Raw genomic sequence first — 14,967 nt, forward strand, 5'->3', positions numbered from 1 at the left:
CTCTCCAGAACGATTCCGAAGGCACCGCGCTGTTCATCAGTGGCTCGGGACCGACAACACGTTGTGCGAGGTCAGCGCCCGCAGTTCGGGGCCTCGATGTTCAACGCCGTGTCCCTCACCATCGGAGTGTGCCAGATCTGAAGGGGCCCATACTGGTCCCCCGCAGCTCCGGTGAAAGTTGCGGAGACGGTTCTCGTGGTCGCAGGGTCGTTCACAACATTGATCTTCACTGCCGGGCGGCCAAGATGCTCGATCGGGGTCACGTCGACCGCGACACCGTCGACTGCCGCGGAGACGAGATTGGCGCCGACGGGCCCGTAGAGAACGACGTCGGAACTGATCACGCCGCGCGGGAAGAACCGCGCGGGCGATATGTAGCGCGCAAGTCCATCTACCTCGTCCGGCTGGAGCGACGAGGTAAGCGACGAGGTAACCGTGAAGGACGGCGCAGTATCACCACCAACCGCGCACACATCGGATACGACGCTCACAGAAGTGTCGAGGTAGTAATCGAGCTTCCCCTCGGAGATGTCGTTGACGTAGGAGCCAATCATGGTGATCGCGTCGTTTGATGACGGCAGCTCGCCGGTCATACGACTGCCTGCGATGACCTCGGCTTCCGCCTCCGACTTCGGGACATAGAGGATGCGACCTTCCTGCGCGGCCCGGGCAACCTCGTCCACCAGGGCCCGTGGATTGGAAACAGAGGTGATGGAGTCGAAAACTGCTCCCGCCGCCGACGCGAAGTATGCGTCCTGGACGCGCGGATCCTCGAAGCGGAAATAGACCTCGTTGAGGAGAGACTCCACGACGTTCGAAGAATCAAGCTCGTCGCCGTTCGGGAGTACCACCGGTCCGGAGGCCTTCATGATGTAGCTCAGGGCCACGGGGTCGATCGAGAGAGTCCCGTCAATCGGTGTTCCGAATTGCTCCTCCCAGAACGCACCCATGATGCGTGCGGAGTCGGCGAAATCAGGAGTAGTCGTGACGTCCTGCATGTATCTGCCGATCTTGTCTCCGTAGAGGGCGACTGCCGCCGGATCGAGATCGACGATCGGGTTCTTCCGACCATTGACGAAGTCTGTGCTGGATGCTTGCTGCGTGATCGCGATCGCGCCATTGTCCGCTGTGAGCATCACCAGCGACGCAGGGTTGCCTCCGGTACCTCGCGACTCAGCGTTGTTCTGCACCAACACGAGATAATTGCGCGGCCCATCGGCACCGAGAATCCCGGGAAGCACAGACAGGGTCTTCTGCGCGGGATCGATGACCGGCTCGATTTGGGCGAGCGCCTCGTCGAGCTGGTTCACACCGGCCGAGACTTGGTCGATCACCTCCGATCGATCGATACCATCAACCGTCGCGCGGGCTTTCGCCAAAGCCGCAGCGGCTCGATCCAAGATGCCAGAAGCGATGTCGAGCTGCGAGACGTCGATCCGGCCGTCCCTGGGAGCGAGGCTTGCGAGGCTCAGGCCCGAGGCTGGCTCGAGCGCATTTACAACGAGGTCGTCGATCGTCTCTGCGACCGCGCGGACCGCCGTGAGGTTGGCGCCGGCGACCGGGACGTTCTCGGCGAATGTCCAGAGGCCTCCGCCTGCTTGCTCTCGCGCTTCGGCGGTCAGTGCCTTGAGCTCGGCGACCGTAGACGCTGCCCCTTCGGTGTCGCTCGCGAGCACTTGCTCCTTAGCGGTAGACGCGAGCGGTATGGCGGACTGAAGCGCGTCGCGGGCAGCGAGCGCGCGGTCGGCAAGCGTCTTCGCAGCGAAAGCCCCGAGGGCGCCGAGCACGACGATGAGAAGAAGTAGCCCGACGGGAACCCACAACCTGAAGCTGCGAAGGAACGGCCTCCTCGCTCCGCGAGGGCGGCTCGACTGGCGGGATCGGCGAGTATGTTCGGACACGAGGTCAGTCTAAGAGAGCGTTCCTGCGCATCACCCCGGGGGAGGCGCAGCCGCTCAGAGCGAGGCACGTTTACACGCTGGACACACGCTGAAGGTAGCCTGAACGTCTGCGATGTACCGAACGAGGGGTGCGGTGTGACGTCGGAGGCAGGATATGCGATCAGGGCAACCGAAACGTTGTCCCGATCATCGACGGGCGAAGGCGGCGCATCGCCGCCGGTGACCGCCCCGACCACGACGCTGCCTGCAGTCAAAGACTGGAGGCCTGCCTACGCCAGGCGTCTCCGGTTGACCGATCTGCTCGTGCTGATCATGGTGGTCTTTGGCGCCCAGGTCATTTGGTTTGGCACCGGCAACGTCGAGGTGGCGATCAGAGCGGACTACCGCGTATCCGAACTGTCTTACTGGTACTTCTCTACCGGGCTGGTGCTCGCCTGGATGCTTGTTCTGCATCTGATTGACTCGCGTAGCCATCGTGTCGCGGGTACCGGTATGGACGAGTACAAGAAGGTCGTCGACGGGAGCTTCCGACTGTTCGGCTTCGTCGCGATCTTCGCGTTCCTACTCCAAGTGGACGTCGCGCGAGGTTTCCTACTCATCAGCCTCCCGGCGGGGGTGACTGCGCTCGTGATCGAGCGGTGGATGTGGCGCCAGTGGCTGCTGCGACGACGCAGGCGTGGTGAATACTGCGCTCGGGTTCTTCTCGTGGGATCGGAGCAGTCAGTTGCGCACATCGCGGCTGAGCTTTCGCGAACGCCGCAAGCGGGCTACTCGGTCGTTGGGGCCTGTGTTCCGAGCGGCAGGATCGCAGACGTCATCGCCGGCACATCGATTCCGATCATGGGCCACGTCAACACGATCGAGCGGGCGCTGCGCGTCACAGGTGCAGACACCGTTGCGGTCACCAGCACAGATGATCTTCCCGCGGCCAAGGTGAAGCAGATCTCCTGGCAGCTCGAGTCGGGTCGGCAGCACCTCGTTCTCGCACCGAGCATCATCGACATCGCCGGTCCGCGTCTGCACACGAGGCCGGTAGCGGGTCTGCCACTCATTCACGTCGAGACACCGCGATTCAGCGGCGGCCAGCGCCTCGCAAAACGGATGGTGGATCTCATCGTCAGCATGATCGGTATCATCGCGATCAGCCCGATCCTCGCCCTCCTCGCGATCACAGTGCGGTTGACGTCAGAGGGACCTGTCCTCTTCCGGCAGAAGCGCGTGGGGCTCCGCGGGCGAGAGTTCACCATGCTCAAGTTCCGGTCGATGGTGGTGAACGCCGAGGAGATCCTGCCCGACCTGTTGGCGGGACAGCGAGACGCCGGGAATGAGGTGCTCTTCAAGATGAAGAACGACCCCCGCGTCACTCGTGTGGGCCGACTCATGCGAAAGTTCAGCCTCGACGAGCTTCCCCAACTTTTCAACGTCGTAGCCGGGTCGATGTCTCTGGTTGGGCCCCGCCCGCCCCTGCCCAGTGAGGTCGAGCAGTATGCAGATCATGTCCATCGACGTTTCCTTGCGAAGCCGGGCATAACCGGCCTCTGGCAAGTCAGCGGCCGGTCGACTCTCTCCTGGGAAGACTCAGTGAGGCTCGATCTGTCCTACGTGGAGAACTGGAGCCTCCTCGGAGACGTAGGGATCATTCTGAGAACTGCTCGTGCCGTAGTTGCGCCTGGCGCGACATCGGCGTGACGGCTCTACTCTCCCTCAACCGTCCCTTTAGCAGAGATTTGATCTGATCGTGTCCGTCAACGTTGTGCATTGGAACCCTGAGCGGCCCGTCTTCGGCGGCATTGTGGGCCGCGCACTCCCGCTTCGTCGCCCTCTCAACAACTTCGGCGACCTCCTTGGCCCGGTGATCGTCGAAAGAATGGTCGATCGACTGGGCCTGACCGAAACCGACAGGAAGAGTCGACTCCTCGCCGTCGGATCGATATTGAAACTCGCTCAAGACGGAGATGTCGTCTGGGGCATCGGCGCAAACGGCAAGTCTCTAACGGGCCCATTTGACTTCTCTCGGCTCGACGTGCGGGCCGTGCGCGGCCCGCTGACGAGGGATTTCCTCGTTTCTCGCGGGGTCGAGGTTCCCTCGGTTTTCGGAGACCCTGGGTTGCTCGTCGGCCACCTGTGGCAGCGCGACGAGCTCGCGATGCGAGCTCCGGCAGGTACACCTCGCATCGTCGTCCTGCCGAACTTTCACGACTTCAAGCAGCAGAGGAAGACGCATCGCAACGCCGTCGACCCGACCACCGGTCTTTGGGAAGTCATCGGAGCGATAGCCCAGGCAGACCTCGTGGTCGGATCCTCGCTTCATGGGATCGTCATCGCAGAGAGTTTGGGGGTTCCCGCAAGGCTCGTCAGATCCCACACCGAACCAGCCTTCAAGTACGACGACTACTTCCAAGGCACCGGTAGGGCCGAGGTGGGCGTGGCGGCGACAGTCGATGAGGCCCTAGCTATGGGCGGTAGTTCACCACTGAAATGGGACCCCTCACCCCTGGTCCAAGCATTTCCTGCCGAGCTATGGTCGCGTTGATGCTCAGCCGCGCACCATTCAGGTTGCCTACCCATTCGAATCGCTCGAAGCCCGGTCCTCGCACATGAGTCTCGCAGCCGCAGCCGCGCGAGGCGCTGCAGTCACTTTTCTCGGTCAGTGGATCAAGTTCCTTATAATCCTCGTAGGCACAGGCGTACTCGCAAGACTCGTCGAGCCTTCCGACTTCGGCTTGCTGGCGATGGTGACCGCAGTCTCGGGCATCGGCCTCCTCATCGCCGATTTTGGACTGTCGACGGCATCGATACAAAAACAAGGCATCACCTCGCAGGAGAAGAGCAATCTCTTCTGGCTCAACACCGCACTGGGCACGGCTCTAGCAGCGATCTTCTTCGTATTAGCGACCCCGCTGAGCCAGTTCTATGGCGCTCCCGAGGTGGAGAACATCGCGCGATACATCGCGATCGTTCTCGTCCTCAATGCGCTTGCGGCTCAATCGAAGGCCGAGATATCGCGTAAGCTACGCTTCCGTCAGCTGGCTGGCATCGACGTGATGTCTCAGGCCGCTGGGATCGCGGTGGCGGTGTCCGTGGCGGCTGCCGGTGGCGGGTACTGGGCACTAGTGTGGCAGCAAGTCACACCGGCCGTGGTGCAGTTCATCGGCTACGCGATACTCGCGCGATGGGTTCCGCGTCTACCCCGACGCACTGGCACCATGAAACCGCTGCTGGCTTTCGGAATGAACAGCCTCGGGACACAGAGCCTGAACTACGCCTCGAACAATTTTGATTCCGTGATCGTCGGCAAAGTTCTCGGCGCAGACTCGCTCGGCATCTACTCACGCGCTTTCCAGCTTTTCAAGGTGCCGATGCAGCAATTGGCCGCACCGATGACACGAGTCGCCTTCCCAATCCTCTCGCGCCTCAATGGCACAGACAAATACGACTTGTACATCGCGCGAGCGCAGCTGCTGCTGACGTACAGTCTCGGCGGTGTGTTCTTCGGAGCGGCGGCACTGGCGGACCCCCTCATCGACATCTACCTCGGCCCAGGTTGGGACGAGGCAAAACCGGTGTTCTATATCCTGTCCGTCGGAGGCGTTTTCCAGGGGATGGGCTATGTGTACTACTGGATCTTCCTCTCGAAGGCGATGACGGGCCTTCAGCTCCGGTTCACGATCATCTCCCGACCTATCATGATCGCGCTAACGGCGGCGGGGGTTTTCTGGGGCATCAACGGCGTAGCTGCCGGCTTCGCAGCCGGCCTGGTTGTGAACTGGGTCGTGTTGACAGCATTCGCGCTCCCCCGCACTGGCGTCAATCGCAAGCTTCTCCTTAAAGCGACCCTGCGGCCGCTCGCCCTCTACAGCCTGATGTTGGCGCTATTGACCATTGTGAGCCTGAATCTCAAGTACGTCCTCGGCCCCGTGCCACTGCTACTGCTGTTGATCACACTGGCCCTCATCTACCTCGCCGCCGCGATCCTGGCAGTGAAACCCATTCGTAGGGACGCGAGCACGATCTACGCCTCAGTGAAGCTCATCCGACGACGAGGAAACTAGAGTCGCCTACAATCACGCTCACTGACACCCTCTCGTTCGGATTGACGTCATCCGATGCGCCATCCGATGCACCGCCAGAGGACGCAGGGCGGGCTCCCCGGACTGCGAGCAGCAGTCCGGAACCGCGCTCAAGCGTCAGCTCACGCGCGACCGCGATCCAACTCTGAATCTGACTCCGAGTGCTCCCCGACAGCGATCGTGGATGCGGCCGTCAATACGCCGATGATGCTCCACAGAATCTGAGGAACGCCATTGGTCGAAAAAGGCGAGTTGATGAGGAACGTCACCACCAGCGACACAAGTACAACGAAGATCGGCGACGCGCCCGACCCGAGGACAGCACGCGAACGTTTGATGACTACGAACATTGCGACGAGCAGGAGGATGAACGCGAAGAGCTCAACGAGCCCGCCTCGCACCAACACAGCCAACCACTGCGACTCCGGCGAGGCCCAGCTGAGCAACTTCGGTCGGATCGGCCAATCGGGTGAGAAGTCGTACGTCTGCTGCCCCCACCCAGTGAGGGGTCGCGTTAGCCAGGTGGGCACGGTTTCATTTTCCCAGATGCGCACCCGGTAGGCGATTGTGGACGGGAGCCAGCGCAGCGATTCGTCTGTATAGCGACTCACCGTGGATTGCTGATCAAGGCGCCCTTCAATATCGCTTCCGAATATTTGCCATCCGATAATGCCGGCTGCGCCCGCAAGAATGACGAGGGTGGGGTTCCCCTTCAACTTGAGGAACGTCACGAGAAGCACGGCGGCAGCTGCGCCCACGGTGGAGAAGGTCAGCGTCGTCATCTCTCCGGCGAAGAGAATCGCGATACAGATGAAGATGAATACCGATCGACCACGACGCTTGGCCGACCGATCCATGATGAGCACAGCGCAGAAGCTAGCGATCGCCACCGCAAGGTAGCCCCCCAGCGCGGTCCAATGCCCGATTGTGCTCGTGGAGCGTAGGTCTGTACGCCCGGCCTGCACGCGGGCCTCGAGGCCGCCCACGCTCACGTTAGCGAGGATCCAGTCGAGAACGCCCGGGAAACGAAGCATCTGAAGGATCGCAAGCACTGCTACGCCGACCGCGGGGACAGCAAGCCAGAACAAGAAGTCGCGCACATCCCGCTTCGTCTTGATGACCAAACGCGCTGAAATGCTCGCGAGCCACAGAAAGAACCAGGTGGTGAAGATACCAGAGTGAACGGCGTGATTCAGCTCGACCGCATTGACGAACTCACTGAACAGTCGCGCGCTCAACAGGAAAACGAGCGCGGCGTCGAACAACCCGAACCGTAGACGCAACGCGTCTTTCCCGGCACTACCGAACGCAAGCACGGTGGCCAACACCGTGAGCACAGTACTGGGCGACGGCAAGAAGCCGAGTGAAGAAGGCCACAACAGACTGGGAACCGCTGCCGCCAGCCCCAGAACGACTGCGACATGCCTTACAGAAGAGGCTGGCCGATCGGTCTCGGCCGGGAGTGACGACCTCGCGATTACGCGAGCGCGGTGTGGCTCAGACATCCTTGAGCATCAATCGATAGAAGCTGCGATGCCGTTCGGCAACAGAGGACCAGTCACGGTTGTGCAGATCGGGCGCGCCCTCTGCTGCGCGGCTGGCCCTCGAGATCGCGTCGCCGAGGTCCGCGGACGTCAGCGGCCCATCGAACAGGACGAGCCAGTCTGCCCCTACCTCGCGCTGCAGTTCCTCGTTCACCGGCGACCGCGGAGCAAGGACGACTCGACCGAGCGACAAGGCGACGAGAATCACACCAGAGTTGTGCATCTCGGAGTACGGCAAGACGACCAGCTCCGCGCTCGTCGCCGCCCGGACGAGCTCAGCGTCCTCGACAAACTCGAGGCGCACGGTTACCCGCGAATCTCGAGCAGCCGCGCTCTGGATTTCTCTCCCAAGGCGGGGCGTGTTCGGCTTCCCCACAATGTGGAGGCTGAGGTGGTCCCCCTCAACGCCGCTGAATGCGTTCAGAAGCGCGGGCACATTCTTGTACGGCCTGATCAAGCCGAAGAAGAGAACACGTCCGGAAACAACCTCAGCTCGGTCGTAGGATGCGAACCTTTCGATGTAATGACCGTGTGGTATGTGCACGGTTCTGCCCTGCGTGGTCGTGGACGACTGATTCAGCGCGATGTACCCGTTCGTCCGAGAGTTGAGGACTCGGAGGACGTAGCGCTCCAGCGCACCTCCTTGCTCGTGAGAATCGAGATTATGGAGTGTCCGCACTACCTTCGTGCGCGTCAAGGTGATCCGAAAAGCCAGAAGGAGCAACAATCCATACTTAAGCCATCGCCGCGGGGCGGTGCGGCCGCGCACCAAGTATTCGGGCCAGTGGATGTGTAGTACGTCGTAGTTAGAGAGCAGAGCGCGTCGCCAGGAGAAGAACGAGACCACCGTGTCATCACTGGCCGCGGCCTGCATGTGATCGGCGTATCGGGTCACCTTGCCATCGGGCGCCGCCATGGAATGCAAGACACGAATCAGCCTCGGCTGCTCTGTCCCGCCCGGCAGGGAAGTCGCAAGTCGATCGAGTTGCGCGCGAGCTTCCGCCACCGTGGCTGGAACCTCACTCAGCGAGGACAGTGCGGCTCCAATCTTCCCACCCTTCGGCCCTTCCTCGATGTCGTCCAGAGATACAACGCAATCGGCGAAGCCTGCCGCATCGAGGGTGCGCCCGGCTTTTTCGGTCGAGGCCACACCGAACGCTCGCGGGACCGCCCCCTCGGTCGCCGCCACCAGAAGCGCATGCACCCGGTCACTCAATATGAGGGCCGTGCGGCTGTACAGATCACGGACGGCCACCTCCGCCTCCGCATGGTTGCCCTCTCCCCACAGAAGTATTTCGCCTCCCAGCCGCGCGTGCAGATCGCGGGCCAGATCGTCGTCGGCTGCTACTTGCGAGACCACCGCGAGGCGAAGTCCGGCGGCCTCCGCAAGGCTAGCCACTGCGGACACCTCGCGTTCGGATGGCCAGACCCGATCTCCGCGGAGCGACACTGTCAAATGATCGCGATCGGAACTCGTTTCGATCTGAGGGGGCCCCTCGCCCATCGCCCAGTCCGGCGCGACGCTGCCGCGCCCGATCGTGTCGCGGCTCCACCGATCACGCCACGTCAAGGTGGATGCCACTCGGGATGTGAGGCGCAATGGCCAGACCCACTTCCCCAGCGGGCTCCTCACGCCTACGCCTGTCTGATGGATCGACCCCCCGCGCAGTCGCACAGCCAGCCCGAGCGCCGCGAAGCCCAAACGCATAGGCACACTGCGTCGGTCCGCGATGGCCTCGCCTGGACTCATGTGCACGAATGTGCGACGCCACGCAGCGCTCCTCGCGATCGCAAGGAACCACCGCAGTTGTGAGGTGTACAGGACCGCATCAGAGGGCGCTTGGAGGCCAGCGAGGTAGCCGGGCGAGCAATTACCTACGTAGATGTGCTGCGGGCCGAACTTGTTCAAACGTCGCACAAGGCCCCGACGCAGTATCGAATCACCGAGATTCGAATCCAGCCCCTCACCCCAAGAGAAAACTCGCTGCCTCATGACACCCTCCTCGATGACGCGACTCTCAGACGGTTGCGGAAATCGAAGAGTCGCAGGGCGGCGACCGTCACGGCCGTGTACGCCACCGGACCCAGCCGAATGAGCGTCATCTCCAAGAAGAGCCTGGAATCTGTCGACAGGAGCTCTCGCGTCCGGACTCCGCGGAGACCCTGGCGAGCGAGCGCGTAACCTTGCTTCCGCACCTCGGGCGACGCTCCCTGCCTTATCGGGACAAAAGCAAGCGCGTGCACGTAGAACCGGCAGTCGAATTCAGTCAATCGAAGCACGCTTGCTTCGGCGGCCCCGAACGACGCGACGGTCTCGTGTACCACCGACCTTGCAGCGGCGAAGTTCCCAAACTCGATTCGCTTCTTGCGCGTAATAGATCCGGGCCGCCAGAGGTAGTGGTAGACGATTGTTGGAATCATTCTCACGCGACGTGCGCGACCCAGCATCGCCACCACACCACAGAAATCCGACTGCGAAGACAGGAGTGGGAACGGATCACTTCCCAGGATTTCTGTGCGGAACAGCTTGCACCACAGATAGCCGTGGATCTTCCCCTTCAAAACGAGCTGCAGGGCGTCTCGAGCAGTCAGCTCCTGATCGCTGTCGATTCCGTCGACGATACGCCCGGGAACTAGAGGATCGGTCCGGTAGTCAGCTCTCGCCAACAGAATGTCAGCCTGCCCGATACGCGACACCATGTGAGAGATGGCCTGAGGCAACCACTCGTCGTCGTGGTCTACGAACCACACGAACTCAGTTCGAGTCTGCGCGACGGCACGATTACGAGCGTGAGCCACGCCACGACTCTCCGACTCTTCGAGAATCGAGAACCTCGGATCAGCAGCGACGTGCTCGGTCAAGAGAGAGAGCGTGTCGTCATCTGACGAGTCGTCGATGAAGATAACGCGGTCCTGATCTCTCAAGGAGCCGATGAGCTGAGAGACCAACCCCGGGACATACGATGCCGCGTTTTTCACGGGAGCAATGACGGTGACTGCCCCGGGGAGAAGGTCAGAGCTTGCGGACTGCATCGAAATACTCCCTGACGATCGGACCATAGACGGCCTCCGGGCTTGCCCGCTTTTCTACATAATCCAGGGCTAGAGATGTCTTCTTCTCCGTGGAGAGGTCAAACTCCGTACCACTTAGAAGGGCGGAGGCGAGCTCACGATCTGTGGCCGTGGCATCGACGATGGTGCCTCGCCCCCCTCCAAGGAGCTCACCCATGCCCCCGAGCGCGATCCCGACCACCGGCCGCCGCCGCGCGAAGGCCTCCAGAATCACAAGACCGAGGCCCTCCCAACGCGATGTGATCAGAAGCCCGTGAGCTCGATCGAGTTCGCCGACCACATCGCGGCTCTCGCCGACGAACTCGACTGGTGACCCCAGGTCCGACGCGAGCTTCTTGCATGTTTCATCAAGCGACCCGGCTCCCAGCCAACGACCGGCCACGTTTGCGAGCTTGGAGGCTTCGGCGATGGCTCGCACAAATCGCTCAGGGTCTTTTTGCTCCTCGAGCCTTCCAATCCCGAGGATCAAGCGGGGCTCATCTAATGCAGGAGCGACCCGCTCGATGACGGGAGTGTCCGAGGAGTTGAACGGCACACCACCGACGACGGTCACCCGTTCGGGGTCGCGGCGGAAGGTCTGTACGACCATCCTCTTGACATCCTCACTAACCGCGAAAATTCTCTTGGACCTGAAGGACAAGAAGCGAAGCCTGGTATCCGGAAGCGTGTTATGAGCATGCTCGACGACAGAGATACCCAACCCCGCGCTGGCTATATGCGAGATCAGAGCATCGTGACGCTGGTGAGCATGGATGACGTGAGGACGAAATTCTCGAAGGATGCGCCTGAGCTGAACAATCTCGCTTAGCGGCCCTACACGGGAGTGCTTTCTCCGCCAATCGAGCGCTGAAGAAGCTACTTCTTTTTCCAGCGGACCCCCCGCGCTCACGAGGACACTCTCGACTTGAGATTCTTGCCGCGCCCACGTCGCTAGGGCGATCACGACACGCTGCAGACCCCCGCTGTTGAGCGTATTGAAGACATGAACTACGCGGGGGCGCTCCGCCTCATCGTCAAACATGAACGACCCGCCTCACTGCAGCCTGCTCTATGGCAGATCGGACGTTTCCGTCCGCCTCGACATGTTGCGCGATTTGCAACTTCGATGTCAACTGCGCAATCTGTTCTTGGTGGTCGTCCACGTGCTCGCCTCTGTCCCGCCGCCGCGGGACCACTACCGGATGTATTCCCTTCTCGAGCAACGCGAGTATCGTTCCGACGCCGGCGTGGGTGACGACCACATCCGCCGCATCACACTCTTTTGCAAAGTCCGCGTCTTTCATGTATGCGACAGCCGTACCAGGTAGGTCGTTCCGGCTTGTCTCACCCAGCTGCCATACGGTGTGCTCGTTGACCATTCCGGACGCGAGGAGCTGGTCGACTACCGCATCAAAACGGTAGGGGCGGATGGTCCCGAGAGTGACGAAAATACGCATCGGAAGTGCGGGCGGCTCAGAACGTTCGGCGCTCTCGAACCGCGAGAGAACAGCGGGGAATTGCCGCCATCGCTTCGTTGCCCACCGCTCATGCTGAGTTCGCAACGAAACGAGTCGAGATGCAGCGAGAATTCTCCCGGTCAGCGATGGTCCGTCTGTTCGCGACACGCTCTCGATGTAGTACGCAGGAATACCTTTGACCCGCATCAATGGCAGCACAGCGACCGCAAGCGCCGCACCCGTGCTGACCACGAGGTCGAAGTCTCCCTTGCGCACCGACTTCGCGACGATTCGTGAGGCCTTGAACGTCGCCGCAAAATCCCTAGGTTTGACATACGGCACGCGCAGCACTTCGTCGTGCGCCAGGAGAGAGTCGGTTTGGGGAGAGTCGAAGGTGACCCAAAGAGAGCCTGGGGCAGGGTTGAGTGATCCTGAGATGCGTTTCAGCTGAGCCAGGTGGCCGCCGGTTGATGCGACGAAGAGGATCCGCCGAGGTCGCGTGGAGTCGAGAAGAGGATCCTTCGCGTGCGCGTGCATTGGTGCCTTCCGTCGATCGGCCCTGCCGGATCGAGGATACACGCGACGATGTTACCTACCGTTTCCGAAGAGTCTCCGGCCCGTGAACGTCAGCGGGGAGGCTGGGTCTCAGCGGCCTTCAAGATGCGAGCTCGCGCCACACCACCCCGTCCCACGTGAGCGCGAGTTGATCCCCCTTTCTCAGGGCCCTCGTAGCCGCGCCTCGCAGGAGAGTGTTCGCGGCCCCTCCGTGTGGGACGCGCCAGACTCCTGAGACAGTATCCTGCACCCAGAACCTCGCTACTTGACCTCGGAAGTATCCCGGGAGGAAGACAGTGGAGGTAACGGTCGCGGTACCTGGATTCACCTTGACGATGATGTTCGGATCCGGCGACTGCCGCACCTTTGTCATGGGGGACCCCAGTTCGCTGGCGCCGAGGTAGAAGTACGCCGAACCGAGGTCCTGAACGTCACCGCCCGGATCACTCGAGACGCGCCACTCGAAGAGCGACGAGGCGTCCCTATCACCGGGAAGCACGGGGAACGGGTACGAGAACTCCACACGGCGACCCCGTACACGATGACTGCCGCCGATGAGAGGACGGTTCACACGATCGGCAACGGACTTCGTCGCACGAACCGTCAGCTCATTGAGAATCGAGTCCTGAGTTCCCGGCGACCAGCCCTGACCGCTGGATACGGCAAGAATCGCCTGCGGCTTGCCAGCCGTGTTCGCTGTGTAGTCAAGCAGGACGCCGGCTGAGTCTATGAATGAGTTGCGGTTAGTGATTCCGTTGTATTCGGTGCCGTCCACACCGATGGGCGCGAAATACAGCGCATCACGTAGCACAACGTTTCCGTTCGTCGTCGCCAACATCCTCCTGCTGTCTCGAGCAGTGACGCCGCGGGCGTTCAAGCTCACCTGGGTGAGACGTTGCCTGGCTGCGGGATGCGAGTCACCCTGAACGTTGACAAGGAGCGCCGAGTTTGTCGCACCGGTGACGACGAGGTCGGTGACCGTATGCCCGTAGGACAAACCCCCTCCACCCTCGGTAAAGACGGTGACCCCTGTTTCCATGTTTACCGAGGTGCATGCAGACACACGATGATTTTTGCCGCGTAGCCCGAAAGCCGCGTAACCTTGGTCCGTTCTGGGGATACCGCTCGAAGCGGAGCAGCCCACGAACTCCACGCCCTCCGAAGCGTGATGGGTATCGAATGCGTTGTTGGTCGTCATACTCGCGCTACACCCTATGATCCTCGTGCCGTACGTCCTGCCAAATCGCAGGATGTCACCGCCGGCACCCATACGAGGCGTGTCGTCCGTGTACCCGTGTCTCAGGTAGCGGAACGTGCAACCGATCACCGTTCCAAGGGAGGAGCAGTTGTCCAGGATTCCGTAGCCGAGCTGACCATTCGCTAGGTCCTCGCGGACATGATCGACTACGAGGTTTTCTACTGTGTAACTCAAACAGGACGTGAGCTGAAGCCCAATAGAAGATGCCCGCGCGATATGGACGTTGCGAACCGTAGGAGAGCGCAGCCCCATCAAATGGACCGCAACTCCGAACGACGTAGTCAGGCCGTCATCGGAAAGGTCGAGCTCGACTCCTTCGAGCCTGAATGTTTGCGGGCTGATGCGCGCTGCCCTGACCGCCGTTTGATACTGGTCGCGTAGGAGCCCAGCGAGGGTGACCTGGCGACCGCTCACTTGGTCGACCGAGACAAACTCCCCTCGACGACTGGACGATGAGGCGGTCCCCGGACGCGCCTCAGGAATGGGGTCGTCGGAGACGATTTTCAGAACATCGCCCGGGCGCCAATCCACGTTTGACGATGTGGTCAGCACGGTCACCGGAGCCGAGGCGCCACTGGGGAAGGTGCGCACCTCGGTGGAGACGCCGCTGATCGATGTTGCGCTCGAGTAGGTCCCTACCGCAGTCACCAGGGGGCCGGCGGCCGCGTGAACAAGAGTCGCCCCATACCCGACGATGCTCATCGATCGTCCGGCTGGGACGCTCAGAGTGCCGTCGACCCGATACCGTCCTTCAGGCAGAAGCAGGGTGCCGCCCTCGGGCGTCGCACCCAGAGCCCGCTGCAGCCCCGACGTGGAGTCAGATTGTCCTGATGGATCGATGCCCGGATAGTCGTTCGGGTCGGCAACAACCGAGGTCACACGGGTCTCCGAAAGAGCCTGGGCCGACGGGGGGTTGAACAGGCCGCCGGCCGCAACTCCCACAGCCAATCCGGAAGTTGCTATGAACGCCCGGCGCGAACTACCCGGCTCTCGATTGGTTGTCACAGCTGTGTCCTCTTCTCAACGTGTGGCAGGGCATTGACACCGTCGCGTGAGGTCTCTAGCAACGCGCAGACGCGCCCCGCCTGAGGCCTGCATCCCGAGGGGAGGCGGCTTGGACAAACAGTAGCC

The 14,967-nt window shown here is 61.7% G+C and carries 10 protein-coding genes; 3 read left to right on the forward strand and 7 right to left on the reverse strand.

Annotated elements, in window-relative coordinates; translation table 11 throughout:
* Positions 1-71: 71 nt before the first annotated feature.
* On the reverse strand, positions 72-1,787 hold the full coding sequence (locus tag CBF90_RS14395; RefSeq protein ID WP_141097175.1) for a DUF4012 domain-containing protein: 1,716 nt from the start codon (positions 1,785-1,787) through the stop codon (positions 72-74).
* Positions 1,788-2,120: 333 nt separating this feature from the next.
* On the opposite strand from CBF90_RS14395, the gene CBF90_RS14400 reads away from it, so the two are divergent.
* The 3 genes from CBF90_RS14400 to CBF90_RS14410 all read left to right on the forward strand — a co-directional run bounded on the left by CBF90_RS14400 (position 2,121) and on the right by CBF90_RS14410 (position 5,953).
* On the forward strand, positions 2,121-3,590 hold the full coding sequence (locus tag CBF90_RS14400; RefSeq protein WP_242435689.1) for a sugar transferase: 1,470 nt from the start codon (positions 2,121-2,123) through the stop codon (positions 3,588-3,590).
* Positions 3,591-3,639: 49 nt separating this feature from the next.
* Positions 3,640-4,434: a polysaccharide pyruvyl transferase family protein gene (locus CBF90_RS14405; RefSeq protein WP_088380920.1), complete on the forward strand. Its 795-nt coding sequence runs from the start codon at positions 3,640-3,642 to the stop codon at positions 4,432-4,434.
* A 64-nt stretch (positions 4,435-4,498) separates the two neighbouring features.
* A complete protein-coding gene (locus tag CBF90_RS14410; protein ID WP_088380921.1) occupies positions 4,499-5,953 on the forward strand; it encodes a lipopolysaccharide biosynthesis protein in 1,455 nt (484 codons plus the stop codon).
* Between the two features lie 140 nt (positions 5,954-6,093).
* On the opposite strand, the gene CBF90_RS14415 is transcribed toward CBF90_RS14410, so the two are convergent.
* The 6 genes from CBF90_RS14415 to CBF90_RS18240 form a co-directional block, all read right to left on the reverse strand.
* Entirely contained in the window at positions 6,094-7,299 is a 1,206-nt protein-coding gene (locus CBF90_RS14415) for an O-antigen ligase (protein WP_172407860.1), read from the reverse strand.
* 169 nt (positions 7,300-7,468) lie between these two features.
* The gene (locus tag CBF90_RS14420; protein ID WP_172407861.1) at positions 7,469-8,914 is read right to left on the reverse strand and encodes a glycosyltransferase; all 1,446 of its coding nucleotides are present in this window, start codon (positions 8,912-8,914) and stop codon (positions 7,469-7,471) included.
* A 590-nt stretch (positions 8,915-9,504) separates the two neighbouring features.
* A complete protein-coding gene (locus tag CBF90_RS14425) occupies positions 9,505-10,548 on the reverse strand; it encodes a glycosyltransferase (RefSeq protein ID WP_172407862.1) in 1,044 nt (347 codons plus the stop codon).
* Positions 10,529-11,608, reverse strand: coding sequence for a glycosyltransferase (locus CBF90_RS14430; RefSeq protein WP_088380925.1), 1,080 nt, complete (start codon positions 11,606-11,608; stop codon positions 10,529-10,531). The genes CBF90_RS14425 and CBF90_RS14430 overlap by 20 nt, the downstream gene beginning before the upstream one ends.
* The gene (locus CBF90_RS14435; protein ID WP_088380926.1) at positions 11,601-12,560 is read right to left on the reverse strand and encodes a glycosyltransferase; all 960 of its coding nucleotides are present in this window, start codon (positions 12,558-12,560) and stop codon (positions 11,601-11,603) included. The genes CBF90_RS14430 and CBF90_RS14435 overlap by 8 nt, the downstream gene beginning before the upstream one ends.
* A gap of 118 nt (positions 12,561-12,678) precedes the next feature.
* Positions 12,679-14,538: a hypothetical protein gene (locus CBF90_RS18240; RefSeq protein WP_141097176.1), complete on the reverse strand. Its 1,860-nt coding sequence runs from the start codon at positions 14,536-14,538 to the stop codon at positions 12,679-12,681.
* Between the last annotated feature and the right edge of the window lie 429 nt (positions 14,539-14,967).

Origin of the sequence: Microbacterium sp. AISO3, assembly GCF_002204305.1 — a bacterium.
In the GTDB taxonomy this organism is placed as follows: Bacteria; Actinomycetota; Actinomycetes; order Actinomycetales; family Microbacteriaceae; genus Microbacterium; species Microbacterium arborescens.